Here is a 26633-nt window from a genome sequence, read left to right as displayed (position 1 = left end):
TATCTGCTGCGCTGACGATCTACCACGGCTTGTCCGTTCCGCCGCCGGAGCCGTCGTCGCCCTGTCCGCCCCCGAGCTGGTCCTCGCGCTCCTGCGCGCCCTGGTTCAGCCGGTCCTCGACATCGTCGAGCTTGTCCTGCGGGGTCTGGGGCTGCTCGCCCTGCTCGCCCTGGTCGGGCTGCTGCGGCTGTTCGGGAGGCGGCTGCTGGCTCTGGCGCTGCTTCTCCTGCTGACGCTGCTGGTTCTCATCGAGCGTGTCGCTCATATCGCGGTCCGGCTGCGGCGACTGCTGCTGGGCTTCGTCGCTGCGGCACTCCTCCGGCGTCTCGACGGTGATCTCGAGAGCTTCGCCGTAGAGCTCGGCGGCTTTCGCCGCATCGCCGTCGGCCTGCGCGGCGTCGCCCTGGCGCTCCATCACCAGCGACAGGTTGATCAGCACAGGGCAGACCTGCACACCCAGGGCGAGCGGAACCGCGCGCTCGAGTTCCGCACGAGCTGAGGCCAGCTCATCCGCACCGCCCAGGGCAGTGCCGATGTTGTACGGCGCGATGACGGGTTCGAACCAGTTGAGCAGATCCTGTCCGCGGGCGGCAGACTCCGACTCGGCGTACGCGCCCGAGACGAACGAGCTGATCGACGTATGCGCGAACGCGTACATGCTCAGCAGCTTCGCGACGAACAGCAGCGCGGCGAGCGTGAGAGGGAGGGTCGCGATCGCGACCCAGCGCCGGATGCGGCGGCGCCGGCGGTTGACGGCCAGCAGCGCTGCTGCGGCATCCGCCTGCGAGGGGATGGTCATCTGGCCTCTCCGCTCTGCCGCATGCGGGTCTGCTTCGTCCGTGCCCGTGGAGTTCGGGCCTGCCGGATCCGGGCGACTCCGCGCAGCCGCACGACGGAGGCGGTCGCGAGCGCGACCTCGACGGCCAACAGAGCGATCAGCACGAGCGCCGCGATCCAGTACAGCTCGATGACGTTGCCGACCTCCCCCGAGGCGGCGTAGTCGGTGGTGCTCGTCGGCGCCTCGGGCAGGTCGATCGCGGCATCCGCGCTTCTCAGCTGATACTCGACGCCGAGCTGCTCGGAGACCCGACGCAGATTGTCCTCATCGAGCACCGACATCGCCGGCTGCCCCTGATACTCGATGTAGTCGTCACCCTCGTTGCCCTGACCGGTCGTCTTCCTCATCGGCCCGCCCTGGGTGGTGCCGTACCCGAGCACCATGCCACCGTCGACGTACTTCGCACTCGAGGCGAAGGACTCCGGCTCGCTGGACGCGGTCTGTTCGCCGTCACCGAGGTAGAACACCATGCGCGCGCGCTCGGGGGACGCCTTCGCCGCCGCGGAGAGCGTGTCGCCGAGCATCCGGTTGGCGATGCCGATCGACGACCCCCGTGACTGGTCGGTCACCTCGGGGCGCATCACATCGAGCGACGAGATGAGCGCGGTGGCATCCGTCGTCAGCGGCAGGCGCAGCTGCGCCGCCGCGTCGAAGCTGATCAGCGCGAAACGCGCCCCCGGATACTCGTCGACGACGGCCTGCACGTCGTCACGGACGCCGTCGATGCGCGGTCGGTCGCCCGCCCAGTCCTCGGCGACGATGCTGGCCGTGGTGTCGACGACGATCACGACATCGGTGTCGGTCGCGAGGGACCGCGACGTCCCGCCCGGGATGCCGGGCCGCAGCAGCATGGCGAACACGACGACGATCATCCCCAGGCGCAGCACCCAGAGCGCGCGGGACGGCCCTGTCACCAGTGCACGCACGACGAAGAAGGCCGGCGCGGCGCACAGCAGTGCGAGCAGGATCGGATGCAGGACGGGCTGGAAGATCATGAGCGGCCCCTTCCCGTATCCCGAATGACGGTCAGCAGCACCACGAATCCGAGCACGGCCATGAGCATCAGCGCGATCCACAGGGTCGGGCTGTCGACCAGGATCACCTGCGCCTGGCCCTTCAGCGTCCTGGCCTCCTGCTTCTGGATCTCGGCGATGATGTCGCCCACGGTCGTCGTCTCGCGCAGCGCGTACGACTGCCCGCCGGTGAGCGCGGCGGCGTCCGACAGCTGTGCGCTGACCTGCGCGTCCTTGCCTTCCACCGGGTTCAGGGCGAACACCCGAACCTGCCGCGACTGCGCGTACTGTGCCGCCTCCTGGATCGTGAGGATCGAGGCGCCGGCCAGCTCGTTGTCGGTCGCCAGGATGACCGAGCGGCTGCGTTCGTCGTCGTGATGGTCGAAGCGCATGGTGCATGCGGCGAGACCGTCGCCGATCAGCGAGGCGCCCGGGCCGTTGAGCGTGCCGACCCAGTGCTCGGGAGTCTCGTCCTCGAAGTCGAAGCTGCTGCGCACGCTGCGCAGCTGCTCTTTCACGAAGGCGTAGTCGTCGGTGAGGGGGAACACCTGCACGGGCGAGCTGTTGAAGATCGTCAGTCCGATCCGCTCACCCTCGAACCCTTCGAGCAGCTTCTCGAAGACGCCGAGCACCTCGACGTCGACGTCCGACATCGAGCCCGACACATCGAGGCAGAGCATGATGTCGCGGCTGGCGTTCACGGGCTGCACGGTCTTCGGCGCCATCGGGCGCGCGGCGACGACACCGCCGAGCAGCATGGCGATCGCCCCGAGCGCGACGATGCCGGACAGCAGCGCCATGCGCCGCCGCACCGCGGCGCGGAACGACGGGAGCGACCGCAGGCGCTCGGCCCGCGAGACGAGCGCGGCCGGCCTGGCCTCGCCTCCCCGACCCGAGCGGACGCCGAGCAGAACCCCGATGACGACGGCGAGGACGAGCACGCCGACGGCGACGAGCAGCATCCACCAGATGTTCAGTGTCACGTCGTCACCCCTCAGTGCCAGCTCGTGACGACGGCGCGCGCGGCCTCTGCGCCATAGACCGGATCGATTGCGGGCCCCCGCTGGAAGATGCTCGGATAGTAGTGCCGGCGGATTGCGTCGATGAGCGCCGGATCGACGCCGCGGGCGACGAGGTCGTCGAGCGAGAGCACCGGCGCCTCGAGCCCGGAGTACTCGTTGACGAACGCGCGCACGGTGCGGCTCAGCTCGAGGTTCGCCTGCCGCGGGGAGACATTCCCGGAACGGTATGCGTCTTCGATGCGCTGCACGTCGGCCAGGTACTCGCCGCGCAGCTGATCGAGCACGGACGCGGTCGGCGGCGTGTAGGCCGGCTCTCCGGGCAGCGTGATGCTCTGCTTCGGCCTGGTCAGGGCGATCAGCAGCCACGCGGCCCCGGCGATCAGCAGCAGGATGCCGATCGCCAGGACGATCCACCCCCAGCCGTACTGAGCGGGCGGATACAGCTCATCAGGAGCGGGCATGCGACCTCCTGTTGAGCATCGCGAGCAGCGTCGGCACCGCAGCGCTCTGCGCGCCGAACTCGGCGTGCGTGATCTCCAGCCGCCGCAGCGTCGCGTCGCGCACGGCGGTGTGCGCCGCCTCGTCGGCGGCGAGTTCGGCCATCACGTCGTCATCGCCGTGCACGAAGTCGGGGATCGCCCAGCCGCTGTCGACATCGCGTCGGCGCGTGCCGCCGCTGCCTGGCCGGATGACCGGGTCGGCGTCGCGCACTGTCAGCCACAGCAGATCGTGCTGCACCGTGAGCCGGCGCAGCAGCCCCTCGGTGTCCGGCGTCAGCGGCGCCTCGTCGGTCACGAGCACGACGATCATGCGTCGGGCGATGTTGCGCGCGGTGTAGCGCAGCAGGGCATCCCGATCCCCTGCCGCCGTGCTCGAGTCGATCGCCGCGCTGATCGTGCGCAGCGCGTGCTCGAGGGCGCCCTCGCTGCTGCCCGGGGGCAGCCGGCGCACCCGCGCCGTGTCGCCGTAGACGACCGAGAAGTCATCGCCGTGGCGCACGGTGAGGAAGCCGAGGGCGCCGGTCAGCAGCACCGCGAGATCGCGTTTGCCGCCCTCGTCCTCGGCAAGGGCGCGCATCCCGCGCCCGGTGTCGACCAGGAACAGCACCGTGTGCTTGCGGGTGGCCTTCGTGCGCTTGATCAGCGGCTCGCCGTGACGGGCGGTGGCGCGCCAGTCGATGTCGCGCACCTGATCGCCGAACTCGTAGGGGCGCAGGTCCTCGAAGTCGAGGCTGCGCCCGCGCAGCAGCGATGCGTACGCGCCATCCAGCGCGTGCATCGACTTCTGCGACGAGCGGATGAAGAGCTTGCTCTTCACCTGGGTGATCAGACTTGTCATGATCTCCTGGTCTCTGAGGCTGTCGCTTGCACTGAGCGAGCGAAGCGAGTCGAAGTGAAGCGCTACGGCGTCGGCACCGACGCGAAGATCTGGTCGATGATGTCCTCGCTGCGCACGCCCTCGGCATCCGCCTCGAAGGTCAGCAGCACCCGGTGCCGCAGCACGAGGTGGCGGAGCGACCGGATGTCCTCGGGCAGCACGTGGGTGCGGCCGTTCAGAAGCGCCAGGGCGCGCGCGGACTGGAGGAAGGCGATGCTCGCGCGGGGGCTGGCGCCGTACTTGATGAACCGGGCCCGCTCCTCACCGATGTACGGCGCAGGATTTCGCGTGACGTAGGCGATCTGCACGATGTAGTTGCGGATCGCCGGGTCGATGTAGACGCGCGAGGCGATGTCCTGCAGGTCGTGCACGTCGTCGAGGCTGATCGCTCCCGCCACGTGCCGGTCGGGATCGAGCGCACCGGAGTCGATGCGGTTGAGGATCTCGAACTCCTCGGCCGGACTCGGGTACTCGACGATCGCCTTGAGCAGGAAGCGGTCCATCTGCGCCTCGGGCAGCTCGTAGGTGCCCTCCTGCTCGATGGGGTTCTGCGTGGCGATCACGAGGAATGGGCGCGGCAGCGGATGCACCTCGCCGCCGATCGTGGTCTGCCGCTCCTGCATCGCCTCGAGCATCGCCGACTGCGTCTTCGCGCTCGAGCGGTTGATCTCGTCGAGCAGCACGAAGTGGGCGTGCACGGGCCCCAGGACGGTGCGGAAGCTGCCCGTGGCCGCGTCGTAGATCTGGCTGCCGGTGATGTCGCTGGGCAGCAGGTCGGGAGTGCACTGGATGCGCTTGAAGCTGGCCTTCACGGTGTCGGCCAGGGTGCTCGCCGCCGTCGTCTTCGCCAGGCCCGGCACCGACTCGAGCAGGATGTGCCCACCGGCGATGAGCGCGATGAGCAGGCTGACGCGCAGGTTCTCCTGCCCGACCATCTTGGTCGCGTAGGAGTCGGAGATGACCCGCAGGATGCGCTGCGCTCGAGCCAGATCGTCGGCCCCCGCGGGGGGAGCCTGCGAGGTCGATCCGGGATTCGGGAACTCAGACATCTCTCACTCCTCGCGCGCGTCGGGCGCTCGTCCACGACCGAGAACCCCCGGTACAGAGTAACCGCCCAGCCGATGCACGAGAGGATGGGAGGATGTCCCGCACCACCGCTGCTCTCGCTCTCACCGCCCTCCTCGGTCTCGGCCTCGTCGGCTGCTCGGCCCCGGCATCCGACACCGGTCCTGCGCCGGTGCCCGCCTCGCCGACGGCGTCCGCCGCGACCGCGAGCCCGGATGCCACGGACGAGCCCGACGCGACCGAGGCTGTCGACGAGGCGGGCGCTGCGCAGGCTGCCGTTGAGCTCTGCGCACAGGCATCCGCAGCCGGACAGGGCGATGTCTGCGTGCTCGAGGGCGCGGCCGCATCTGATGACCTGTCGTTCTCATCGTTCCGGATCGTCAAGATCATCGGCGGCACCTTCGACGGGACCATCGAGGTCACCGGAGCAGAGCAGGTGACGATCACCGAGGCCACTGTCGGGGGCAGCGTCCGCGTGGACGCCCGCGGCGGAGCCGTCGTCAAGCTCGCCACGATCGGCGGCTCGCTCGACATCGCCGGCGTGCGCAGCGCGACGCTGGTGAAGAACAGAGTCGGCGGCGACCTGCAGTGCGCCGACGGCGTGCAGGCGAACGGCGACGGCAACGCGGTGACGGGAGAGGTGACCGGCACCTGCTCGCGTGTCCTCTGACCGCGGATATGCTCCCGGCATGAGAACCTCGCCGTTCCCGATCCGGTTCACACCGCAGCAGGAGCGTCGATGAGAAAGCTCAGCACGATGCCGCGCAGCTTCCCCGAGCAGAGCTTCGGGCGTGCGCTGTGGGTGGCGATCGTCGTGCTCAACCTGCTGCTCGCCGCGGTGGCGACAGTGCTGTGCGCATCAGCTCTGACGCAGAGCGTGGAACACCCGCATCCGCTTCTCGGGGTGCTGATCGCGGTTCCCGTGATGTGGTGGGTGATGGCCCTGACGCTGCTGCTCACGACCATGTCCCGTCGCCGCGCCAGCGCCACCAGCATCGGCGAAGCGAGCGCGACGGTTCCCGGCGGCATCCTTCTTCGCGGGTCGAGGCTGGTGCCCTCCACGACCCTCGCTGCGGCGGTCGCTGCTGCGCTGACGCTCACCGTGTTGGCGGTGACCGTCCACGGCGGCTGGAGGATTGTGTGTGCTCTGGGTGCTCTTCTGCTGCTGGGCACCATCGTCAGCCATGTCATCTCGCTGCGGCATCCGCGCCGTCTTCTCCTGCATCCCCTCGGCCTGGGGTCCGCAACCTTCCATCTCGATGCTGAGGTGCGCTGGGACGACATCGACAGCATCGATTACGGCGTCGGCATGAACAACGTCATGGTTCTGCGGATCGGCGTACGGCCCGGCGCCCCGTCGTACCGCGAGCAGTGGCGTCATCCGTTCTTCCGCAGGCGGGGCGCGATCGACGTCGACCCGGTCGCGCTGGGAATCGACGGCACGCTTCTCTGGCTCGCACTGCGCCTGTACCGTCTCGAGCCGTCTGCCCGCGAGGAGCTGCGCGGCGGCCGTGTGCCCGAGCGGCTCATCGACGCCCGAGCAGCTGTGGCCACGACACCCGAGCATGTGGCCTCGCCCGTGCTCGCGAGGTTCCGGCCTGCACCGGCAGCGGGTCAGCGCACGGCGCCCTGACGGCGCCACCGCGTACGCGTGACCAGCACTCCCAGCAGGCACAGCGCACCGCCGAGCAGCATGAGCGGGGTCGGCACTTCGCCGAGGATCACCCACGACAGCAGGATCGCGATCGCCGGCACGACGTAGGTGGTCGCCGACGTCTGACCGGCCGTGCTGCGCTGCAGCACGTACGCCCACGTCGTGAACGCGATGGCGGTGGGGAAGATGCCCAAGTAGACCACCCACAGCGTCGCGTCGAGCGGTGCGGTCTGCAGCGCTCCGACGAGGCTCCCGGTCCACGGCAGCAGTGCGACGGTCCCTGCCGTCGCGCCGAGCCAGGTGAGCGTGGTCGAGTCGGCACCCGCGCTGAGCAGATGCTTCTGCAGCAGGGTGCACCCGGCGTACATGACGGCGGCGAGCAGCGCCAGCAGCAGCCCGGTGACGTCGAGACCGGCATCCGTCCGGGAGGTCATCCCGATCAGCACGACGCCGAAGAAGGCGATCGGCGCGCCGATGAGCAGCGGGCGGGGGAAGCCCTCGCGCAGGAAGAGCCCGCTGAACACCACCACCATGAGCGGCGCGAGGTTCACGACCATCGCCGCGGTGCCCGCGTCGAGTGTGAGCTCGGCCGCGTTCAGCGCCAGGTTGTAGACGCAGAACCATGCCACGCCCCACAGGGCGACGAGCGGCAGGTGACGGCGGGCCGGCATCCGGAAGCCCGCCCTCAGCGCGATCAGCGTGAGCGCGACGGTGCCGACCGCCATGCGCAGCAGCGCGAGAGCACCCGGGTCGTAGTGCGGTCCTGCGCCGCGGATGCCGATGAAGGCGGACGCCCAGAGCACGACCGTCACGAGGGCTGCGAGCAGCACGAGCGTTCCGCTCGACGGCGGCGTGGCTGCGGCTGGGCCGCCGTCCACAGGTTCGGAAGATGCAGGCATCCTCTGATCGTCGCAGGTGCCGCCGACCGAGGAGGGGAGCGTCGCCGCGTGACGTCCATCCGAAAAGGCGTCGGAGGGCCTCAGATAGGATGGAGCCGCCCGATCAGGGCCAGCTCATCGGCCGGTGCAAACCCGGCGAAAGCGTGCAGCACCAGGGGGTACACGCATGCCAGGAATCGTGATCGTCGGCGTCCAGTGGGGCGATGAAGGCAAGGGCAAGGCCACCGACCTGCTCGGCGAGCGCACCGACTGGGTGGTCAAGTTCAACGGCGGCAACAACGCCGGCCACACCGTCGTCATCGGCGACGAGAAGTACGCCCTGCACCTGCTCCCCTCCGGCATCCTGAGCCCCGGCGTCAACCCCGTGATCGGCAACGGCGTCGTCATCGACCTCGCCGTGCTGTTCCAGGAGCTCGACGCGCTGCAGGCCCGCGGCGTCGACACGTCGCGCCTCAAGGTCAGCGCCAACGCGCACATCATCACCGCGTACCACCGCACGCTCGACAAGGTCACCGAGCGCTTCCTCGGCAAGCGCCGCATCGGCACGACCGGTCGCGGCATCGGCCCGGCCTACGCCGACAAGATCAACCGCGTCGGCATCCGCGTGCAGGATCTGTTCGACGAGAACATCCTGCGGCAGAAGGTCGAGGGCGCTCTCGATCAGAAGAACCACCTGCTCGTGAAGGTGTTCAACCGCCGCTCGATCACGGTCGACGAGATCGTCGAAGACCTGCTGTCGTACACCGAGCGGCTGCGTCCGCTCGTCGCCGACACCGGCCACCTCGTCGACGAGGCACTGAAGCGCGGCGAGGTCGTCGTGTTCGAGGCCGGCCAGGCCGCCATGCTCGACGTCGATCACGGCACCTACCCCTTCGTGACGTCGTCGACCGCGACGGCTGCGGGTGCGGCATCCGGATCGGGTGTGGGACCCAACCGACTCGACCGCATCGTCGGCATCGTCAAGGCGTACACCACTCGCGTCGGCTCGGGTCCGTTCCCCACGGAGCTCGAGGACGAGATGGGCGAGTGGCTGCGCAAGACCGGCTTCGAGTACGGCACCACGACCGGTCGCGACCGTCGCACGGGCTGGTACGACGCCCCGATCACCCGATACGCGACGCGGGTGAATGGCATCACCGACCTCGTGCTCACCAAGCTCGACGTGCTGACCGGGCTCGAGCAGATCCCCGTGTGCGTGGCCTACGACGTCGACGGCACCCGCTTCGACGAGGTGCCCGTCAACCAGACCGACTTCCACCACGCGAAGCCGATCTACGAGTACTTCCCGGGCTGGAGCGAGGACATCTCGACCGCGCGCACCTTCGACGACCTGCCGCAGACCGCGAAGGACTACGTGCTCACCCTCGAGCGGATGAGCAACACCCGCATCTCGGTGATCGGCGTGGGCCCCGCCCGTGATCAGGTCATCGTGCGCCACGACCTGATCGACTGAGCGCGGCTCCTAATCGTCGAGAGCACGGGACCTCGCCGAGCGCACGGCTCGTTCGCGTGAAGAGCCCGTGCATCCGGCGAGATCCCGTGCACTCGACGGGATGTGGTGATCTGGGGGCGAGGAGAGGAAGCAGCATGACGCGGTTCTGGGTGGGTGGCTACGGCGCCGACATGGAGGGGGATGCCGAGGGTATCGGCCTCCTGTCCGTCGATGAGGGCCGCGGGCCGTCGACACTGCGCCATCGCGGCACGGCTGCGCCGGTGGCATCCCCGTCCTGGCTGGCCGCGCATCCGACGCTCGACGTCGTCTACGCCGCTCTGGAGGGCCAGGGCGCAGTGCAGGCGTTCGCCCGCGCAGGGGAGGCGACGCTGCGTCCGCTCGGCGAACCGCTCCGCGCGGGAGACTCGGTCTGTCACCTCGCCGTCGCACCCGGTGGACGGATGCTGATCGCCAGCTGCTACGGCGACGGACGGGTCGTGCGCTTCGGCATCGCAGCCGACGGCGCGCTCGTGCCGGCCGGCGTCGACACGGCCGCAGCTCTCCGTGCCGCGCTGTTCGGCGAGCAGGATGCGAGCTCGGCCGCCGATCCGCATGCCGCCCGCGACCCGTACCCGACCCCGGCGGGCGAGGAGCCACGCGCACCGCACGCCCACGCCGCGGTGTTCCTGCCGGACGGGCGCATCGCCACCACCGACCTCGGGTTCGACCTGGTGCGCATCTGGCGCCCTTCGACGGGCTCAGGGACCCAGACGGGCTCGGGCTCAGGGACCCAGCGGGGCTCAGGGACCCAGACGGGCTCAGGGCCCCAGGCGGGCTCAGGGCCCCAGGCGGGCTCGGGCCTGGCGCTGGATCACGAGGTCGTGCTGCCGCGCGGCACGGGTCCCCGCCACATGGTGATGCACCCCAGCGGGCACCTGCACGTGGTCACCGAGTACTCCTGCGAGGTGTTCACCCTGGCATCCGCCCGCGACGGAGCGTGGGGAGTCGTCTCGGCTACGATCGCGTCGCCCGTCGCCCAGGTCGGTGTCGACTTCCCCGCCGAGCTGGCCGTCTCCCGCGACGGCGACACCCTCTACACGGCGCTGCGCGGCAGCAACACCCTCGCGGCGCTGCGCGTGCGCGGAAGCGGCGACGCGGTCGAACCGTTCGCGCTCGCCGACTCCGGCGTCGACTGGCCGCGCCACCACGTGGTCTACGACGGCACACTGCTCGTGGCCGGCCAGCGGTCGGGCACGGTGAGCGTCGTCGACCTGGACGCGCGCACCGGCGCGCCGCGCGATGTGCGCCACGTCACCGAGGCGCCGACGCCGACCGTGATCCTGCCCGTGCGCTGATCCTGACCGCCGTCGCGCACGGCGCGCGCCGATGTCAAGCAGTGGAATCGAGAGCCCCGCTCAGCAAGACTGACGGCATGAGCGACGAATACGACGTCATCGTGCTGGGCGCGGGCCCGGTCGGCGAGAACGTGGCCGACCGAGCGGTGCAGGGCGGGCTCACCGCCGTCATCGTCGAGAGCGAACTGGTCGGCGGCGAATGCTCGTACTGGGCGTGCATGCCGTCGAAGGCCCTGCTTCGGCCCATGCAGGCGCTGCGCGCCGCGCAGCACGTGCGGGGAGTCGAAGGCGGCAGCATCGCCGAAGCCGAGGTGCTCGCCCGTCGTGACGACTTCGTCTCGCACTGGTCGGACGACGGCCAGGTGACGTGGCTGCAGAACGCCGGCATCGACCTGGTGCGCGGGCACGGACGGCTGACCGGCGAACGTGAGGTCACGGTGACCACCGGCGACGGCGAGCGGGTGCTGCGGGCACGGCATGCCGTCGCGGTGGCGACCGGATCGGATGCCACGATCCCCGGCATCCCTGGCCTTGCCGAGGTGAGCCCGTGGACCAGCCGCGAGGCGACCGGCGCCGAGCAGGTGCCCGACTCGCTGGCCGTCATCGGCGGCGGAGTCGTCGGCGTCGAGATGGCGACGGCCTTCGCCGGACTGGGCTCGTCGGTCACGCTGATCGCCAGGCACGGCCTGCTCGAGCGGATGGAGCCGTTCGCCGGCGAGCAGGTCGTCGAGGGGCTGCGCGGCTTGGGCGTCGAGGTGCGACTGAACAAGCAGACGACCGCCGTGCGCCGCGAGGGCGACCGGGTGACGCTGACGCTCGACGACGGTCATGAGATCACGGCGGCCGAGGTGCTTGTGGCGACCGGAAGGACGCCGCGCAGCGCGGACATCGGCCTCGAGACGGTGGGTCTGCCGGCGGGTCGCCCCATCGAGGTCGACGACACGATGCGCGTGCCGGGCAGCGACTGGCTGTACGCCGTCGGCGACGTCAACGGACGCGCGCTCCTCACGCACCAGGGCAAGTACCAGGCCCGTGCTGCCGGCGACGTCATCGCGGCCCGCTCGCGCGGCGAAGTGATCGCCGACGGCGCGTGGGGTCGCCATGTCGCGACGGCCGATCACGCCGCGGTGCCTCAGGTGGTGTTCAGCGAGCCCGAAGTCGCCTCGGTGGGGATGACCGCGGATGCCGCGCGCGAGGCCGGACGGGAGATCGCCGTCGTCGACTACGACCTGGGCTCGGTGGCCGGCGCGGCGCTGCATGCCGACGGCTACCAGGGGCAGGCGCGCATGGTGGTCGACACCGAACGCGAGGTGATCCTCGGGGTGACCTTCGTCGGCGCTGACGTCGCCGAGATGCTGCAGGCGGCGACGATCGCGGTCGTCGGCGAGGTGCCGATCAGCAGGCTCTGGCATGCGGTTCCCGCCTACCCGACCATGAGCGAGATCTGGCTGCGATTCCTCGAGGAGTACGGCAGGCAGTCCGCATGACCGCCGGCCGCCAATCCGCTGCGGCCGCTGCTCCGAACCGGGATCGTGGGTGAGATGATTCCGCCGGAATGTCCGGATCCTCGCCTACCCTCGAAGAGATGCCAGGAGGCACGTGCATGAGAGCTGTCCCCGCAGGAGGCGTGAGCCGATGATCGAGTTCCGGTCGGTCACGAAGACGTTCCCCGATGGCACGCGCGCCGTCGACGATTTCAGCCTGGTCATCCCGTCACGGAAGACGACGGTCTTCGTCGGCTCGTCCGGATGCGGCAAGACGACGCTCCTGCGCATGATCAACCGCATGGTGGAGCCCACGTCCGGAGAGGTGGAGATCGACGGGAAGAGCGTGCTGGGCGGCGACCCGGTGACGCTCCGGCGCCGCATCGGCTACGTCATGCAGAACTCCGGCCTGATGCCGCATTTCACCGTGCTCGACAACGTCGCGACCGTGCTGCGTCTCACGGGGGTCTCACGTCGTGACGCGCATGCGCGAGCACGCGAGATGCTCACCACGGTCGGTCTCGACCACTCGCTCGCCGATCGCTACCCGAGCCAGCTCTCGGGTGGTCAGCAGCAGCGCGTGGGCGTCGCGCGCGGGCTCGCCGCCGATCCGAACATCCTGCTCATGGATGAGCCGTTCGGCGCCGTCGATCCGATCGTGCGCGCGGACCTGCAGCAGGAGCTCATCCGCCTGCAGAACGAGCTCGACAAGACCGTCGTGTTCGTGACGCACGACATCGACGAGGCGTTCCTGCTCGGCGACCAGGTCGTCATCCTCGATCGCGGAGCGCAGATCGTGCAGGTCGGCAGCCCCAGCGAGATCATCGAGAACCCCGCGGATGCCTTCGTCGCGGCGTTCATCGGCGCTGAGCGCGGCCGCCGGGCCCTGAGCGTGAAGCAGACCCCGAACGGCGCTGTTCTCGTCGACTCGGAGGGCCGCACGCAGGGCCGCCTCGTGGAGGACACCGCATGAACTGGGTGGTGGACAACCTCGGGCTCATCGTCGAGCTCACGGTGATCCACCTGCGTCAGAGCCTCATCCCGATCGCGCTCGGCCTCGTGCTGTCGGTGCCGCTCGGCTGGGTGGCCTGGCGCTACCGGCTCGTGCGCGGACCGGTCATCGTGCTCACTGGCCTGCTGTACACGATCCCCTCGCTGGCGCTGCTGATCCTCATGCCCGCGGCCTTCGGGTACTCGGTGATCAGCGAGGAGAACCTCGTCGCCGCGCTGACGATCTACGCCGTCGCCATCCTGGTGCGAGCCGTCGCCGACGGACTCGACTCGGTGGATGCCGATGTGCTGCAGGCATCGACCGCCATGGGCTTCGCCGCTCGGCGGCGCTTCCTCACCGTCGAGCTGCCGCTTGCCGGCCCCGTGATCCTCGCGGGGCTGCGGGTCACCGCAGTGTCGACGATCTCGCTCGCGACCGTCGGCATCCTGATCGGCGTGGAGAACCTGGGCTACCTCTTCACGAACGGGCAGCAGCGCCGGATCATCCCCGAGGTGCTCGCCGGCGTCGTCGCCGTCGTCGTCATCGCCCTGCTCGTCGATGTGCTGCTGGTCCTCGCGGGGCGGGCGCTCATGCCGTGGACCCGCAGGGCGACCATTCGGCAGGCTCAGGGACCCAAGGAGGGACCGGCTCAGGGACCCAGGGGGCAGGCTCAGGGACCCAGGGGACAGGCTCAGGGACCCAGGGGGCAGGCTCAGGGACCCAGGGGGCAGGCTCAGGGACCCAGGGGACAGGCCAAGGCGGTCAGCGCATGAACCTCTTCGTCGACGCGTTCGCCTGGCTGTTCTCGCCCGACCGGCTGGTCGGCACCTACGCCCTGCCCACCCTGCTCGCCCAGCACCTGATCTACGCGATCGTCTCGGTCGCCGTCGCCGCAGTGATCGCGCTTCCCGCGGGCTGGCTGATCGGACACACCGGGCGCGGGCGCGAGATCGCGGTCGCCATCTCGGGCGCCGCGCGCGCGATCCCCTCGTTCGGGCTGCTCGTGCTTCTGGTGCTCGTGCTCGGCATCCTGCAGACGCCACTCGCCGCGGTGATCACGTTCGTGCTGCTCGCGATCCCCTCGCTGCTCGCCGGCGCCTACACCGGGCTCGAGGCCATCGACCGCCGGGTCATCGATGCGGCGCGGGCGATGGGAATGACCGAGTGGCAGATCTTCACCAGGGTAGAGCTGCGACTCGGTCTGCCGCTGCTCGTCGGCGGTCTGCGATCGGCTCTGCTGCAGGTGATCGCCACCGTCACGATCGCCGCCTACGTGAACCTCGGCGGACTCGGATGGCCCATCATCCAGGGCATCCCGCTCGGTCGCTTCGACCAGGTGCTCGGCGGGGCGATCCTCGTCGCCGCCCTCGCCCTCGTCGTCGACCTGCTGATGGCGCTCGCGCAGCGAGCCGCCGTCCCCCGGGGGCTGCGCACCCCGGCATCCGGAACACCGACCTCTGCGCCGCGCGCTCGCCGCGTGGCATCCGCTCCAGCCTGACCCCCACCGAAAGGCCCCGCCATGTCCACCCACAGCAGAACCCGCACCGCGCTCACCGCCGGTATCGCCATCGTCGCCGCCCTGTCGCTGGCCAGCTGCGCATCCGACTCGAACCCGCTCGACAAGCCCAGCGCCGACAGCGGCGACAAGGGCGGCGACACGATCGTCGTCGGCTCGCAGGCGTACTACTCGAACGAGATCATCGCCGAGATCTACGCGCAGGGGCTGGAAGAGGCCGGCTTCACCGTCGACCGCAAGTTCAACATCGGCCAACGCGACGCCTACATGCCCGAGGTCGAGTCGGGGAGCATCGACGTCTTCCCCGAGTACACCGGCAACCTTCTCGAGTACCTCGACAAGGAGGCCACGGCCACCAGCCCCGACGACGTGTACGCCGCCCTGAAGGACGCGCTTCCCGACGGGCTCACCGTGCTGCAGTTCGCCGACGCGAGCGACCAGGACACCTACACGGTGCTGAAGTCGTTCGCCGACGAGAACGACCTCACCTCGATCGCCGACCTGTCGAAGCTCAGCGAGCCGGCCACGATCGGCGCCGCGCCCGAGTTCGAGCAGCGCCCCTACGGCCCCGCGGGTGCGAAGGACGCATACGGCATCGACCTGGAGTTCTCGGCCACCGGGCAGGGCACGCTCGACGCGCTGCTGGCCGGCACGGTGCAGGTGGCCGACATCTACTCCGCCGACCCCGCCTTCCAGACCGAGGACATCGTGGCCCTGGACGATCCCGAGAACATGATCCTGGCATCGAACGTCGTGCCGCTCGTCTCGAGCGACATCGCCGACGACGTCAGCGAGGTCATCGACTCGATCAGCGCCGAGCTGAGCGCCGAGAACCTCGTCGCCATGAACGTGCAGAGCACCGTCGACCAGAAGTCGTCGGCCGACATCGCCAAGGCGTGGCTGAAGGACAAGGGTCTGATCTGACCCCTCTCGCGACACCGGCGCGGCCGGGTGGGTTCCCCCACCCGGCCGCGTTCGCGTCCCGGCGGCTCAGACCCGCTCGTCCTGCCGCGGGATGAAGATCCGGTTCAGGATGATGAGGATGGATGCCGTGGCCGGCACCGCCACGAGCGCACCGAGCAGCCCGAGCAGGGTGCCGCCGGCCAGAGCGCCGAGCACGACCAGCAGACCGGGGACCTCGAGGGTGCGGTTCATGACCTTCGGCGTGAGGACGTATGCCTCGATCTGAATGTAGATCAGGTAGACGACGCCGAAGATCAGCGCGTGCAGGGGGTCGGCGAGCAGCGCGACGACCGTGCCGATGGCGAGGAAGAGCAGCGGGCCGATCAGTGGGATGAGCGTCACGAGGAAAGCGACGACCGCCATCAGCGGCGGGAACGGCAGCCCCAGCAGCAGGTAGAGCACGAGTGCCACCATCGAGTTCGCGAACGCGAGGATGACCATGCCCTGCACGTAGCCGCCGACGGACTCGGCGATCTGATCGATGATGCTGCGGGCCTGCCGGCGCTTGCGGGCCGGGGCCAGGCGCAGCATCGAGGCGATGATGCCGGGCAGGCCCACCACGAAGTACAGCGTGAGCACGAACACGATGACGAAGGCAGAGACCCCTTCCGCGATCGAGGTGCCGACCTTCAGAGCGCCACCACCCAGCGCGGTGAGCGTCTTGCCGTCGGTGAGCAGCTTCTGCCCGTCGGCGAGCAGCGAGTTGATCTGGTCGCCGAACTGCTTCTCGAGCAGGAGGTAGAGGTCGGTGTGCATGAAGTCGTCGACCACATCGGGCACCGACTTCACGAACGACGCCACCTGCTCGACGACCACCGGCACGATCATCACGAGCACGAGCCCCACGGCGACGACCAGGGCGACGATGACGATCGCGACGCTGATTCCGCGCGAGAGCCCGCGCCGTTCGAGCAGCCGTACCGCCGGGTTCAGGCCGAGCGCGGCGAACAGGGCGATGGCGACGTAGATGAGCACCGTGGAGAGGCTGGTGAGGGCGAGCGCCACGAGAAATGCCGACAGACCGCCCAGGGTGAGCAGGAAGCCGAGCCGGAACGGACGGTCCACGCGTGTCCACATCGATCGACGCGGCGTGGGGGCATCCGCCGGGGAGGGGTGCTCCGCCGCCTCGGCGGCTTCGGCGGATGAGGCCGCGGCATCCGCTTCGTCGGCTGCGGCATCGGCCTCGTCGGCTGCGGCATCTGCTTGGATGGCCGCACCGATCTCTGCGGCCTCCGCGGCGTCTGCGGCGCGAGTCGCCCTGGCTGTCGCGCGGGAGTCGCCGCGGCCGGAGGGCGCGGGCGACGTGGGGTCTTCGGTGCTCATGGCGATCACTCTACGGCTGCGCTGACATGACCCTACCTTCTCGGCCATGGCTTGACTATCGTGAGAGGTGCGACCACCCCCTGGAGGATCTCATGCCCGACGAACACGCATACGACGCAGCCGAGCCCGCCGAGGGCGAGTACACGGATGCCGATCACGGCGACGGCACGACGACCGGCCGCCACCACGCCGGGCATGCCGGCGAGGTTGAAGGCGAGTACACCGACGGTGTCTACTCCGCCGACGGGCGTGAGCAGCATCTGCCGCATCACGGCGAAGGCACGTACACCGACGCCGACCACGGGAGCGGTCATGACGACCACTCCGGTGGCGCTCGGGCAGAGGCATCCGGTGCCCACGCCGTGGAAGCAGAGACCCACGCCGTGGAAGCAGAGACTTACGCCGTGGAAGACGAGGGCGAGTACACCGACGGACGCTACCCCGACGACGGCGATGCAGGGCGCGCCGATCGCCGGCACAGCTGACGCCGTGAGTGACGCCGACGCGCGCGATGCGCGCGCTGAACTGCTGCGCCTGCGCGCCAGCATCGACAACATCGACGCCGCGCTGATCTTCATGCTCGCCGAGCGCTTCCGCTGCACGCAGCAGGTCGGACGGCTGAAGGCCGAGCACGACATGCCCGCCTCGGACCCGGGGCGCGAAGAGCAGCAGACCGCACGGCTGCGGGCGCTGGCCGAAGAGGCGCACCTCGACCCGGAGTTCGCCGAGAAGTGGTTCAACTTCGTCGTCGCCGAGGTCATCCGCCACCACACCGAGGCTGCCGAGGGCCGCTGAGCCTCTGCCCGCAGCGCCGCGTTCACCACTCGGCGGGTGGCGAGGAGGACTTCAGCATGCCCGGGATATGTGCCAGAATGTGAGCGATATCCGGTTTGAAACGTCAGAAACACGCATTCAGGAGTTGCCATGCACACCACCGCCGGCGCGCACATGCGCGCAGAGCTCACCTCGCAGCCTGAGACCTGGACCCGCGCGGCTGCCATGCGCGATGAGCAGGCCGTGCTGCCGGCATCCGGCGCCCGCATCGCCGTCGTCGGCTGCGGCACCTCCTGGTTCATGGCGCAGTCGTACGCCGCGCTGCGCGAGAGCGCCGGCCACGGCGAGACCGACGCGTTCACGGCATCCGAGTTCCCCTTCGCGCGCGGCTACGACGCGATCGTCGCCCTCACCCGCTCCGGCACGACCACCGAGGTGCTCGAGCTGACCGAGCGCGTGAAGGGCACGACGCCCGTGATCGCCGTTGTGGGCGACACGACCTCGCCGCTCGTCGACCTGGCCGACGAGGTGATCGGCCTCCCGTTCGCCGACGAGCAGTCCGTGGTGCAGACCCGCTTCGCGACCACGGCGCTGGCGCTGTTCCGCGCCTCCGTCGGCGAGAATCTCGATGCGGCGATCGCCGACGCCCAGAGCGTGCTCGACGGTGACGATGACGCCGCCCTCGCCGAGGCCGAGCAGTACAGCTTCCTCGGCATGGGCTGGGCGATGGGCCTCGCCCACGAGGCGGCCCTGAAGATGCGCGAGTCCTCCCAGTCGTGGACTGAGTCGTACAGCTCGATGGAGTACCGCCACGGGCCGATCGCGATCGCCGCCCCCGGGCGGATCACCTGGCAGCTCGGCGCCGCTCCCGAGGGCCTGCAGGCCCAGGTGGAGGCCACCGGCGCTCGCTTCGTGCAGCATGCGATCGACCCGATGGCCGACCTCGTGCGCCTGCACCGTGTCGCCCTCGACCGCGCGCTGGCGAAGGGCCTCGACCCGGATCAGCCGCGCAACCTCACCCGCTCGGTGGTCCTCGACGGCTGACGGCTGACGACCGACGACGGGCGACGGAGAGCGCATGTCCGAGCAGAGCGACATCCCCGAGGTGGTCAGCGACGAGTCCGGTGAACGGCTCGCGCGAGCGGTCTCGATCGGCGCCGGTGCGCCCGTGCTCGCCTTCGACGTGGGCGGCACCGACATCAAGTCCGCGCTGTTCGACGCCGACGGCACCGCCCTCGGGCTGCGCCGCACTCCGACCCCGGCCAGTGACGACGGCACTCCTGGCCGGCTGATCGAACGGCTCGCCGAGCTCGCCGCCGAGCTGCGTGCCCAGCATCCCGATGTGGAACCGCAGGCCGTAGGACTCGTCGTGCCCGGCATCGTCGACTCCGACCGCGGTATCGGCGTGTTCAGCAGCAACCTCGGCTGGCGCGATGCGCCCATGCGCGACCTGATGGCCGCCCGATTCGGGATGCCCGTGGCCTTCGACCACGATGTGCGGATGGCCAGCTGGGCCGAGCACGTGCTCGGTGGCGCGCGCGACTACGCGAACTCGGTCGTGCTGATCATCGGCACCGGTATCGCCGGTGCGCTGCTGGTCGACGGCCGCCCGTACACCGCCGGTGGCTACGCCGGCGAGATCGGCCATTCGCCGCTGGGCGAGTGGCCCTGCCCGTGCGGAGCACGCGGATGCCTGGAGGCGATCGCCTCGGCCGGCGCCATCTCGCGCCGCTACACCGACGCCACCGGCGACGTGGTCGACGGTGCTCGCGAAGTCATCGCCCGTGCTGCCGCGGGAGATGAGATCGCGGCGCGTGTCTGGAACGAGGCGCTCGATGCGCTGACGATGTCCATCGCCCAGCTCACCGCCGTTATCGCCCCGCAGGCCGTGGTCATCGGCGGCGGGCTGTCGCGCGCGGGCGGCGCGCTGTTCGACGAGCTGCGCGCGCGCCTCGCCGACCGGCTGAGCTTCCATCGCATCCCGGCCCTGGTCCCGGCCGAGCTGTCCGGCAACGCGGGCATCCTGGGCTCGGCGCTGCGCGCACGGCAGGTGGCGCCGGCATGATCGTCACCGTCACGCCGAACCCGGCGCTGGATCTCACCTGGCACGTCGCCGCGCTGCAGCCGGGTTCCACGCATCGCGCCGACACCGGGCAGGCTCGGGCGGGTGGCAAGGGCGTGAACGTCGCACGAGTGGCCCACGCCGAGGGCGCTTCCGCATGCGCGGTCGTGACGCACGGCGGTGCGACCGGCGAGGAGTTCTTCGCCGAGCTGGTCGCCTCCGGAGTCCCCCACGTGACCGTGCCGGTGCACGGTGCGACCCGGCGCAGCATCGCCCTCGTGGATGAGACGGCCGGTGACACGACGATCGTGAACGAGCGCGGTGCCGCGCTCGAGGAAGTGGAGTGGGACGTCCTGCGGCGTGTCACTCGGGCCGCGCTCGCCGCCGGCCGCGCTGCCGGGCTCGGCGAGAAACCAGCGCGACTCTTATCGTCGAGAGCACGGGACCTCGCCGAGCGCACGGCTCGTTCGCGTGAAGAGCCCGTGCATCCGGCGAGATACCGTGCACTCGACGGGATGGGGGGTGCTGGTTTCTCATCGGGGAAGACCGCAGTCCCGGGGGCGGGTGTGCTGGTGATCTCCGGCAGCTTCCCGCCGGACACCCCGGATGACGTGCTGCCCTCCCTGATCGGACTCGGTCGCAACGCCGGCGCGACCGTGATCGTCGACACGTCCGGCCCCGCGCTGCTCGCGGCGGCGGATGCCGGGGCATCCGTCCTGAAACCCAACGAACACGAGCTGCGCGACGCGACCGGCCTCGATGACCCCGTCGACGGCGCACGCGAGCTCATCCGACGCGGCGCCGAGCTGGTGCTGCTCTCGCTCGGAGCCGACGGGATGCTGGCGGTCACGCCCACGGCATCCGGAGATGTCCACGTCCTCCACGCACGGCTGGGCGAGGTGCTCGCCGGCAACCCCACCGGTGCGGGGGATGCCGCGGTCGCGGCGTGCGCCGTGCTGATGGATGCCGGCATCCACGACCCCGAGCAGATCCTGCGTCGCGCGACCGCGTGGTCCGCCGCGGCGGTGCTGATGCCCCTCGCCGGCGAGATCCACCCGTCTTGGCCCGAGCTCGAGTCCGCACTGACCTTCGCCGAGAAACCACTTCCGGCACGAGACACCCGCACCGGCGAGGTTTCTCACGTCGAAGCCGATGTCTCACCTGCATCCGACCCCAAGGAGACCCGATGACCCTCGCATCCGCACGCGAACTGATGCGGGCGGCCGCGTCGGCCGGCACCGGGATCGGCGCGTTCAACGTCATCCACCTCGAGACGGCCGAGGCGCTGGTCGCCGCGTCCGAGCACGCGAATCTCCCGGTCATCCTGCAGATCTCTCAGAACTGCGCCGACTACCACGGCGGTCTCGAGCCCATCGGCTGGGCGACGCTCGCCATCGCGCGGCGCGCGAGCACGCCGGTCGCGGTGCACCTCGACCATGCCGAGCGGCCCGAGCTCGTCGACGAGGCCATCGCGCTCGGCTTCGGCTCGGTGATGTTCGACGGCGGCAGGCTCGACTACGAGCAGAACGTCGAGCTCACCGCCGACGTCGCATCGCGCGCCCGTGCCGCCGGCGTCTACATCGAGGCGGAGCTCGGCGAGATCGGCGGGAAGGACGGCGCCCACGCCCCCGGTGTGCGCACCGACCCCGATGAGGCGCGGGCGTTCGTCGAGGCGACCGGGGTCGACTCCCTCGCCGTGGCCGTCGGCTCGTCGCACGCGATGCTCGACCGCTCGGCATCGCTCGACATCGACCTCATCGGCCGTCTCAAGAGCGCCCTGCGCGGCATCGGCCGCACGGGCTGCGACATCCCGCTCGTGCTGCACGGCTCGTCGGGCGTCGCCGACGACGTGATCGTGCAGGCGGTCCGCGCCGGGATGACCAAGATCAACGTGTCGACGCACCTGAACGGATTCTTCACACGCGCGATCCGCGAGACGCTCGCCGCCGACGAGAACCTCGTCGACTCGCGCAAGTACTTCTCTCCCGCCCGCGAAGCGGTCGCCGACGAGGCGGCGCGGATGCTGCGCCTGTTCGCCCTCGAATCCGCCTGACCGCCGCGCGACTGACAGACGGAGCCCGACATGAAACGCGCCGCCCGACTCGCCGCGATCCTCGACCTGCTGGCCGCTCGGGGCGAGGTGAGCGTCGAAGACCTCGTCGAGCGCTTCGGCGCATCGGCCGCGACCACCCGGCGCGACCTCGACAGTCTCGCCGAGCGCCGGCTGCTCACCCGCACGCACGGCGGCGCGGTGGCGCAGTCGGTGGCGTACGAGCTGCCGATTCGCTTCCGCAGCCACCACGCCACAGGCGCGAAAGAGCAGATCGCGGCCGTCGCCGCGTCCCTCGTCGAACCGGGACAGGTCGTCGGTCTCTCCGGCGGCACCACCACCAACGCGATCGCCACGGCGCTCGCGGCCCGCGACGACCTCGCCGACCGGGGCATCACGGTCGTCACCAACGCCGTCAACATCGCCGCGCAGCTGGCCATGCGCCCCGAGTTCAAGGTCGTCGTCACCGGCGGGGTGATCCACGCGCGCAGCTTCGAGCTGGTCGGCCCGTTCGTCGAGCAGCTGCTCGGCGGCATCCGGCTCGACGTCGCCTTCATCGGTGTGAACGGGCTCTCGGCCGATTCCGGCGCCAGCACGCACGATGAGGCGGAGGCTGCGGTGAACCGCATGATGGCCCAGCGATCCGACCAAGCCGTGGTCGTCGCGGATGCCTCGAAGATCGGCTGCACCGCGTTCGCTCACGTGGGCGGCGCCGACCTCTTCCCGCTCGTCATCACCGACCCGGCAGTCACGGAAGATCAGCGCGCAGCGCTGGCGGATGCCGGGTTCGAGGTGCGAACCGACTGACGTCTGCTGATCCGGCCACCGGGCTCGACACGGTATTGCCGTCTGATCAGCCCCGAGAAGAAGTCACCCGGGCGCTACTCCGCTAATAATGCACTCCTTCTCGGCCCCTGGCAAGGGTGCTTCGCGGGGCGAGTTTCGTCACTAGTGTCAGGGACATGCGAAAGTGGCTCCCTCTCTGCGCTGCACCGATGCGCAGGCACGTCGACGCGAACGGTCCCGCCGACGCGGTGCCCGAGCGCCAACCGGAAGGAGGCGCCAGATGAGCATCACGTCGACGCCCGAGGCACTCGTGCCCGCCGAGCAGGAGGCCGAGAAGAAGGCCGGGAAGAAGAGGCGATGGTTCCGCCGCCGCCCGAAGCCGGCGCGTGACCACTACAACAAGCGCGAGGCGATCGCCGGGTACCTGTTCATCACGCCGTGGATCATCGGGTTCCTCGTGTTCACCGCCGGGGCGATGATCTACAGCCTGTACATCTCGTTCAGCAACTACAACCTCGCCACCAACAGCGCACGTCCGGTCGGCCTCGACAACTACGCCGAGCTCTTCGACGACCCGCGGGTGATGGTGTCTCTGGCCAACACGCTCTTCTACGTCGTGATGGCCGTGCCGCTCGAGATCATCTTCGCGCTCGTGCTGGCCATGCTGCTCAACCGCGTCGGCCGGGGCGCCGGCATCTTCCGCACGCTGTACTACCTGCCGAAGATGACGCCGGCCGTCGCCACAGCCGCCGTGTTCTTCCTGCTGCTGAACGGCAACAGCGGAGTGATCAACGAGTTCCTTCGCCTGTTCGGCATCGACGGCCCGCAGTGGCTGGTGGACCCGGCGTGGGTGAAGCCGAGCATCGTGATCATGACGCTGTGGACGGTCGCGGGCACCATGGTGATCTTCCTCGCGGCGCTGAAGAACGTGCCGACCGAGCTCTACGAGGTGGCATCGCTCGACGGCGCGGGCAGCGTGCGCAAGTTCTTCTCGATCACCCTGCCGATGATCTCGGGGGCGATGTTCTTCAACGTCATCGTGCTCTCGATCGCCGCGTTCCAGATCTTCGATCAGGCGTATCTGCTGTTCTGGCGCGATCAGAGCAACTCGTCGCCCGAGGCGTCGCTGTTCTACGCGATCTACCTGTTCCAGCAGGCGTTCCGCCAGTTCAACTTCGGATTCGCCGCCGCCATGGCCTGGCTGCTGTTCGTCATCATCATGGTGATCACCGTGATCCAGGTGAAGTTCGGCAACCGCTTCGTCTACTACGAGGGAGATCGCTGATGGCGACGTCGCTGCAACAGACTCCACGGCGTCAGGATCCTGAGCGCCGCGACCCGTCGACGGTCGTCGCCACCGTGCCGAAGCGCTCGAAGTGGCGTAGGGCTCTCAGCCAGCCGCGCAGCTTCGCCGCGCGGATCGTGCTCACGGTCATCCTGATCGGGTTCGGTCTTCTCTTCCTCTACCCCTTCGCGTGGCTGGTGGCGGCGAGTTTCAAGCCGCGGGGCGAGGTGTTCGACAACGCGCTCATCCCTAAGACGTTCGTGCCCGAGAACTACGTCGAGGTGTGGAACCAGCTGCCGCTCATGAGCTGGCTCTGGAACAGCGTGGCGATCGCCGTGCTGGCGGCCACCGCCGTAGCCGTGTCGAGCTCGATCGTCGCGTTCGGGTTCGCGTACTTCAAGTTTCCCGGACGCGGGCTGCTCTTCGGCCTGGTGCTCGCGACGATGATGCTCCCGGGCGCAGTGACGATGATCCCGATCTACCTGATCTGGAAGGAGACCGGGCTGCTCGGCACGTGGGTGCCGCTGTGGGGCATGAACCTGTTCGGCTCGGCGTTCTACATCTTCCTGCAGCGCCAGTTCTATCTCGGACTGCCGCGGGAGCTGTTCGAGGCGGCGCGCCTGGACGGCGCGAGCTACTGGGGACTCTTCTGGCGGATCGCGATGCCGCTGTCGGTGCCGTCTTTCGTCATCGTCTTCCTCTTCGAGTTCCAGGCGAGCTGGAACAACCTGTACTCCGCGCTGATCTACCTGAACGCCGGGTCGGTCGACGACTTCACCGCACCGCTGGGCATCGCCTACGCCATGACGAAGTACAGCCCCACGGCCGGCGGCCACGGCGACTACCAGTACGTCATGGTCGCCTCGCTCATCGTCACCGTGCCGATGCTCATCCTGTTCGCCTTCGGGCAGCGGTACTTCATCGAGGGCGTCGCCACCCAGGGGCGGAAGGGCTGATCCCGGATGCCTGGGGCCAGGCATCCGGAATCGACGACTTGCACAACAGAACAGCAGCGGCGCTTCGGCGTCGCGGCTCGAACGAGAGGAAGAGAGATGCACAAGCGCATTCTGGGAGTCGCGGCCGTCGTCGCGGCATCCGCTGTCGTGCTGACCGGCTGCGGAGGCGGCAAGGACGCATCCGACATGGCTGAAGACATCGACTGGGGCGCGAAGGCGACCGGCGATCTGAAGGCGTGGGGCTTCGAGAACGCCGACGATGTCGGCCAGTCCCGCCTCGACTACGCCGAGGGACAGCTGAAGGACGTCAAGGTCGACCTCGACGCCACCGCCTTCGACGCGCAGAAGTTCACCACGCGACTGGCCGGTGGCAACGTGCCCGACGTCGTGCAGATGGACCGTCGCTACGTCACCACCTACGCCGCTCAGGGGCTGATCATGCCGCTCGACGAGTGCCTGAAGGAGCAGGACGTCTCGCCGCGCGACCAGTGGTACCCCTTCGTCGTCGATGACGTCACCTACGACAATGAGATCTGGGCCGTGCCGCAGTTCTACCAGCCGCCGGCGATCCTGGTGAACAAGAAGGTGCTCGACGAGGCCGGGGTCACCGCCGACCAGATCGACACCTCGAAGCCGGACGTGCTGCTCGATGCGGTCGGCAAGATCTACCAGGAGCAGAACGGCGTTCCCACCCGACTGGGCTTCGATCCGCAGGCCACCGGGCAGAGCGGACTGTGGATCCTCGGCATGGGCGGACAGCTCAACGACGACGACGGCAAGCCGACCCTCGACGACCCGAAGAACGTCGCCGGCATCGAGATGCTCAAGCAGATCACGGATGCCCAGGGCGGCTACGCCGCTGTGAAGAGCTTCACCGATTCGTTCGACACCTTCGGCGACAACAACCAGTTCGTCGCAGGGCAGGTCGGCGCGCAGGTGAACGCGCAGTGGTACCCGAACGTGCTCTCGCCCTACATGGACGAGCTGCAGCTCGAGGCCGTGCCGTTCCGCGGTGCGGACGGCGACCCCTTCTCGGTGGCATCCGGAACCGCGTTCGTCGTGCCGGCCGGTGCGAAGAACCCGGCCGCGGCGTGCGCCTGGATGGTCGACCTCACCTCGGACGACGCGTGGGCGGCCGCCGGCAAGGCGCGAGGTGAGACCCGCAAGAAGGACGGCGGCGTGAACACCGGCCTGTTCACCGGCTCGCCGGCCGCCGACAAGGCGATCCGCGAGGAGTGGGTGACCGAGAGCGGCAACGCCGGGTTCGATCAGGTGATCTCGACGTACTACGACGTGGTCGACTACGGGCAGTCGTTCGGTTCGTCGCCCGCCGGTCAGGAGATCCAGAACGAGCTCAACAACGCGATCACCGCGGCGCTGCTCGGTGACAAGTCGCCCGAGGACGCTCTGAAGGACGCCCAGAAGGCGGCGATGCGGGCGTACAAGAACATCGAGCAGGACTGAGTCGAGCGGTTCTGCGCTGCGGGGCGGGGCCTGCGGGCTCTCATCCCGTCGCCTGAGATCCGGAGGACGTGCCGAGATCCGGATGCCTGCGGTTGGGGCGTCCGGATCTCGGGCGGTCTGCCGGATCTGGGGAGCCTGAAGTGCGGCACGATGGACGCCTGCGATGCTCGCCGGGCCGGCGCTGCCGGGTATGCGGCGCGGGGTTCGCTCGCGGGGAGCGGTTGACTGAGATCCGGAGGACGTGCCGAGATCCGGATGCCTGCGGTTGGGGCGTCCGGATCTCGGGCGGTCTGCCGGATCTGGGGAGCCTGAAGTGCGGCAACG

The 26633-nt window shown here is 69.5% G+C and carries 26 protein-coding genes and 1 pseudogene; 19 read left to right on the top strand and 8 right to left on the bottom strand.

Annotated features, from left to right (window positions below):
• Window positions 1-19: 19 nt before the first annotated feature.
• The 6 genes from ACIPV2_RS08900 to ACIPV2_RS08875 all read right to left on the bottom strand — a co-directional run bounded on the left by ACIPV2_RS08900 (window position 20) and on the right by ACIPV2_RS08875 (window position 5299).
• Window positions 20-799 carry a hypothetical protein gene (locus ACIPV2_RS08900; RefSeq protein WP_400840429.1) on the bottom strand — a complete coding sequence of 260 codons (780 nt, stop codon included), beginning with the start codon at window positions 797-799 and terminating at the stop codon, window positions 20-22.
• Window positions 796-1833: a VWA domain-containing protein gene (locus ACIPV2_RS08895; RefSeq protein WP_400840427.1), complete on the bottom strand. Its 1038-nt coding sequence runs from the start codon at window positions 1831-1833 to the stop codon at window positions 796-798. The genes ACIPV2_RS08900 and ACIPV2_RS08895 overlap by 4 nt, the downstream gene beginning before the upstream one ends.
• On the bottom strand, window positions 1830-2834 hold the full coding sequence (locus ACIPV2_RS08890; protein WP_400840424.1) for a VWA domain-containing protein: 1005 nt from the start codon (window positions 2832-2834) through the stop codon (window positions 1830-1832). The genes ACIPV2_RS08895 and ACIPV2_RS08890 overlap by 4 nt, the downstream gene beginning before the upstream one ends.
• 11 nt (window positions 2835-2845) lie before the next feature.
• Window positions 2846-3334, bottom strand: a complete 489-nt coding sequence (locus ACIPV2_RS08885) for a hypothetical protein (protein ID WP_400840422.1) — start codon at window positions 3332-3334, stop codon at window positions 2846-2848.
• Window positions 3321-4211, bottom strand: coding sequence for a DUF58 domain-containing protein (locus ACIPV2_RS08880; RefSeq protein ID WP_400840420.1), 891 nt, complete (start codon window positions 4209-4211; stop codon window positions 3321-3323). The genes ACIPV2_RS08885 and ACIPV2_RS08880 overlap by 14 nt, the downstream gene beginning before the upstream one ends.
• Before the next feature lie 62 nt (window positions 4212-4273).
• On the bottom strand, window positions 4274-5299 hold the full coding sequence (locus ACIPV2_RS08875; RefSeq protein WP_400840417.1) for an AAA family ATPase: 1026 nt from the start codon (window positions 5297-5299) through the stop codon (window positions 4274-4276).
• 92 nt (window positions 5300-5391) lie between these two features.
• Between ACIPV2_RS08875 and ACIPV2_RS08870 the strand changes: the two genes are divergently transcribed.
• Window positions 5392-5985 carry a hypothetical protein gene (locus tag ACIPV2_RS08870; protein WP_400840415.1) on the top strand — a complete coding sequence of 198 codons (594 nt, stop codon included), beginning with the start codon at window positions 5392-5394 and terminating at the stop codon, window positions 5983-5985.
• Window positions 5986-6054: 69 nt separating this feature from the next.
• On the top strand, window positions 6055-6948 hold the full coding sequence (locus tag ACIPV2_RS08865; protein ID WP_400840413.1) for a hypothetical protein: 894 nt from the start codon (window positions 6055-6057) through the stop codon (window positions 6946-6948).
• On the opposite strand, the gene ACIPV2_RS08860 is transcribed toward ACIPV2_RS08865, so the two are convergent.
• Window positions 6930-7868 carry a DMT family transporter gene (locus ACIPV2_RS08860; RefSeq protein WP_400840411.1) on the bottom strand — a complete coding sequence of 313 codons (939 nt, stop codon included), beginning with the start codon at window positions 7866-7868 and terminating at the stop codon, window positions 6930-6932. The two genes, ACIPV2_RS08865 and ACIPV2_RS08860, sit on opposite strands and share 19 nt — an antisense overlap.
• Before the next feature lie 166 nt (window positions 7869-8034).
• Between ACIPV2_RS08860 and ACIPV2_RS08855 the strand changes: the two genes are divergently transcribed.
• From ACIPV2_RS08855 to ACIPV2_RS08825, 7 genes and pseudogenes are all read left to right on the top strand, one after another.
• Window positions 8035-9321: an adenylosuccinate synthase gene (locus ACIPV2_RS08855; protein ID WP_101187819.1), complete on the top strand. Its 1287-nt coding sequence runs from the start codon at window positions 8035-8037 to the stop codon at window positions 9319-9321.
• 134 nt (window positions 9322-9455) lie between these two features.
• Window positions 9456-10655, top strand: a complete 1200-nt coding sequence (locus ACIPV2_RS08850) for a lactonase family protein (protein WP_400840407.1) — start codon at window positions 9456-9458, stop codon at window positions 10653-10655.
• A gap of 77 nt (window positions 10656-10732) precedes the next feature.
• On the top strand, window positions 10733-12142 hold the full coding sequence (locus ACIPV2_RS08845) for a dihydrolipoyl dehydrogenase family protein (protein ID WP_400840405.1): 1410 nt from the start codon (window positions 10733-10735) through the stop codon (window positions 12140-12142).
• A gap of 148 nt (window positions 12143-12290) precedes the next feature.
• A complete protein-coding gene (locus ACIPV2_RS08840) occupies window positions 12291-13112 on the top strand; it encodes an ABC transporter ATP-binding protein (RefSeq protein WP_400840403.1) in 822 nt (273 codons plus the stop codon).
• Window positions 13109-13741, top strand: a pseudogene (locus tag ACIPV2_RS08835) (ABC transporter permease); the annotation flags it as partial. The gene ACIPV2_RS08840 and the pseudogene ACIPV2_RS08835, both read left to right, overlap by 4 nt.
• A 158-nt stretch (window positions 13742-13899) precedes the next feature.
• The gene (locus ACIPV2_RS08830; RefSeq protein ID WP_400840401.1) at window positions 13900-14628 is read left to right on the top strand and encodes an ABC transporter permease; all 729 of its coding nucleotides are present in this window, start codon (window positions 13900-13902) and stop codon (window positions 14626-14628) included.
• Window positions 14629-14649: 21 nt separating this feature from the next.
• Window positions 14650-15570, top strand: coding sequence for an ABC transporter substrate-binding protein (locus tag ACIPV2_RS08825; protein ID WP_400840399.1), 921 nt, complete (start codon window positions 14650-14652; stop codon window positions 15568-15570).
• Between the two features lie 66 nt (window positions 15571-15636).
• Here the strand turns inward: ACIPV2_RS08825 and ACIPV2_RS08820 are convergent, their stop codons facing one another.
• Complete coding sequence (locus ACIPV2_RS08820) at window positions 15637-16932, bottom strand: AI-2E family transporter (RefSeq protein ID WP_400840396.1); 1296 nt, start codon at window positions 16930-16932, stop codon at window positions 15637-15639.
• Between the two features lie 92 nt (window positions 16933-17024).
• Between ACIPV2_RS08820 and ACIPV2_RS08815 the strand changes: the two genes are divergently transcribed.
• The 10 genes from ACIPV2_RS08815 (at window position 17025) to ACIPV2_RS08770 (ending at window position 26309) form a co-directional block, all read left to right on the top strand.
• Window positions 17025-17417, top strand: coding sequence for a hypothetical protein (locus ACIPV2_RS08815; RefSeq protein WP_400840394.1), 393 nt, complete (start codon window positions 17025-17027; stop codon window positions 17415-17417).
• Between the two features lie 4 nt (window positions 17418-17421).
• On the top strand, window positions 17422-17727 hold the full coding sequence (locus ACIPV2_RS08810) for a chorismate mutase (RefSeq protein WP_400840391.1): 306 nt from the start codon (window positions 17422-17424) through the stop codon (window positions 17725-17727).
• A 129-nt stretch (window positions 17728-17856) separates the two neighbouring features.
• Complete coding sequence (locus ACIPV2_RS08805) at window positions 17857-18750, top strand: SIS domain-containing protein (RefSeq protein WP_400840389.1); 894 nt, start codon at window positions 17857-17859, stop codon at window positions 18748-18750.
• Window positions 18751-18784: 34 nt separating this feature from the next.
• Complete coding sequence (locus ACIPV2_RS08800) at window positions 18785-19771, top strand: ROK family protein (RefSeq protein WP_400840387.1); 987 nt, start codon at window positions 18785-18787, stop codon at window positions 19769-19771.
• The gene (locus tag ACIPV2_RS08795) at window positions 19768-20958 is read left to right on the top strand and encodes a 1-phosphofructokinase family hexose kinase (RefSeq protein ID WP_400840385.1); all 1191 of its coding nucleotides are present in this window, start codon (window positions 19768-19770) and stop codon (window positions 20956-20958) included. The genes ACIPV2_RS08800 and ACIPV2_RS08795 overlap by 4 nt, the downstream gene beginning before the upstream one ends.
• Complete coding sequence (locus ACIPV2_RS08790) at window positions 20955-21821, top strand: ketose-bisphosphate aldolase (RefSeq protein WP_400840382.1); 867 nt, start codon at window positions 20955-20957, stop codon at window positions 21819-21821. The genes ACIPV2_RS08795 and ACIPV2_RS08790 overlap by 4 nt, the downstream gene beginning before the upstream one ends.
• Window positions 21822-21851: 30 nt before the next feature.
• A complete protein-coding gene (locus tag ACIPV2_RS08785; protein ID WP_101187830.1) occupies window positions 21852-22625 on the top strand; it encodes a DeoR/GlpR family DNA-binding transcription regulator in 774 nt (257 codons plus the stop codon).
• Window positions 22626-22884: 259 nt separating this feature from the next.
• A complete protein-coding gene (locus ACIPV2_RS08780; protein WP_400840379.1) occupies window positions 22885-23889 on the top strand; it encodes a carbohydrate ABC transporter permease in 1005 nt (334 codons plus the stop codon).
• Window positions 23889-24845, top strand: a complete 957-nt coding sequence (locus ACIPV2_RS08775; RefSeq protein ID WP_400840377.1) for a carbohydrate ABC transporter permease — start codon at window positions 23889-23891, stop codon at window positions 24843-24845. Before ACIPV2_RS08780 ends, ACIPV2_RS08775 begins: the two co-directional genes overlap by 1 nt.
• A 96-nt stretch (window positions 24846-24941) precedes the next feature.
• Window positions 24942-26309, top strand: coding sequence for an extracellular solute-binding protein (locus ACIPV2_RS08770; RefSeq protein WP_400840375.1), 1368 nt, complete (start codon window positions 24942-24944; stop codon window positions 26307-26309).
• Window positions 26310-26633: the final 324 nt, after the last annotated feature.

The sequence above is a fragment of the Microbacterium sp. NPDC089987 genome (assembly GCF_044748505.1).
Taxonomy (GTDB): domain Bacteria; phylum Actinomycetota; class Actinomycetes; order Actinomycetales; family Microbacteriaceae; genus Microbacterium.
This window is presented reverse-complemented; position numbering and strand designations above follow the sequence as displayed.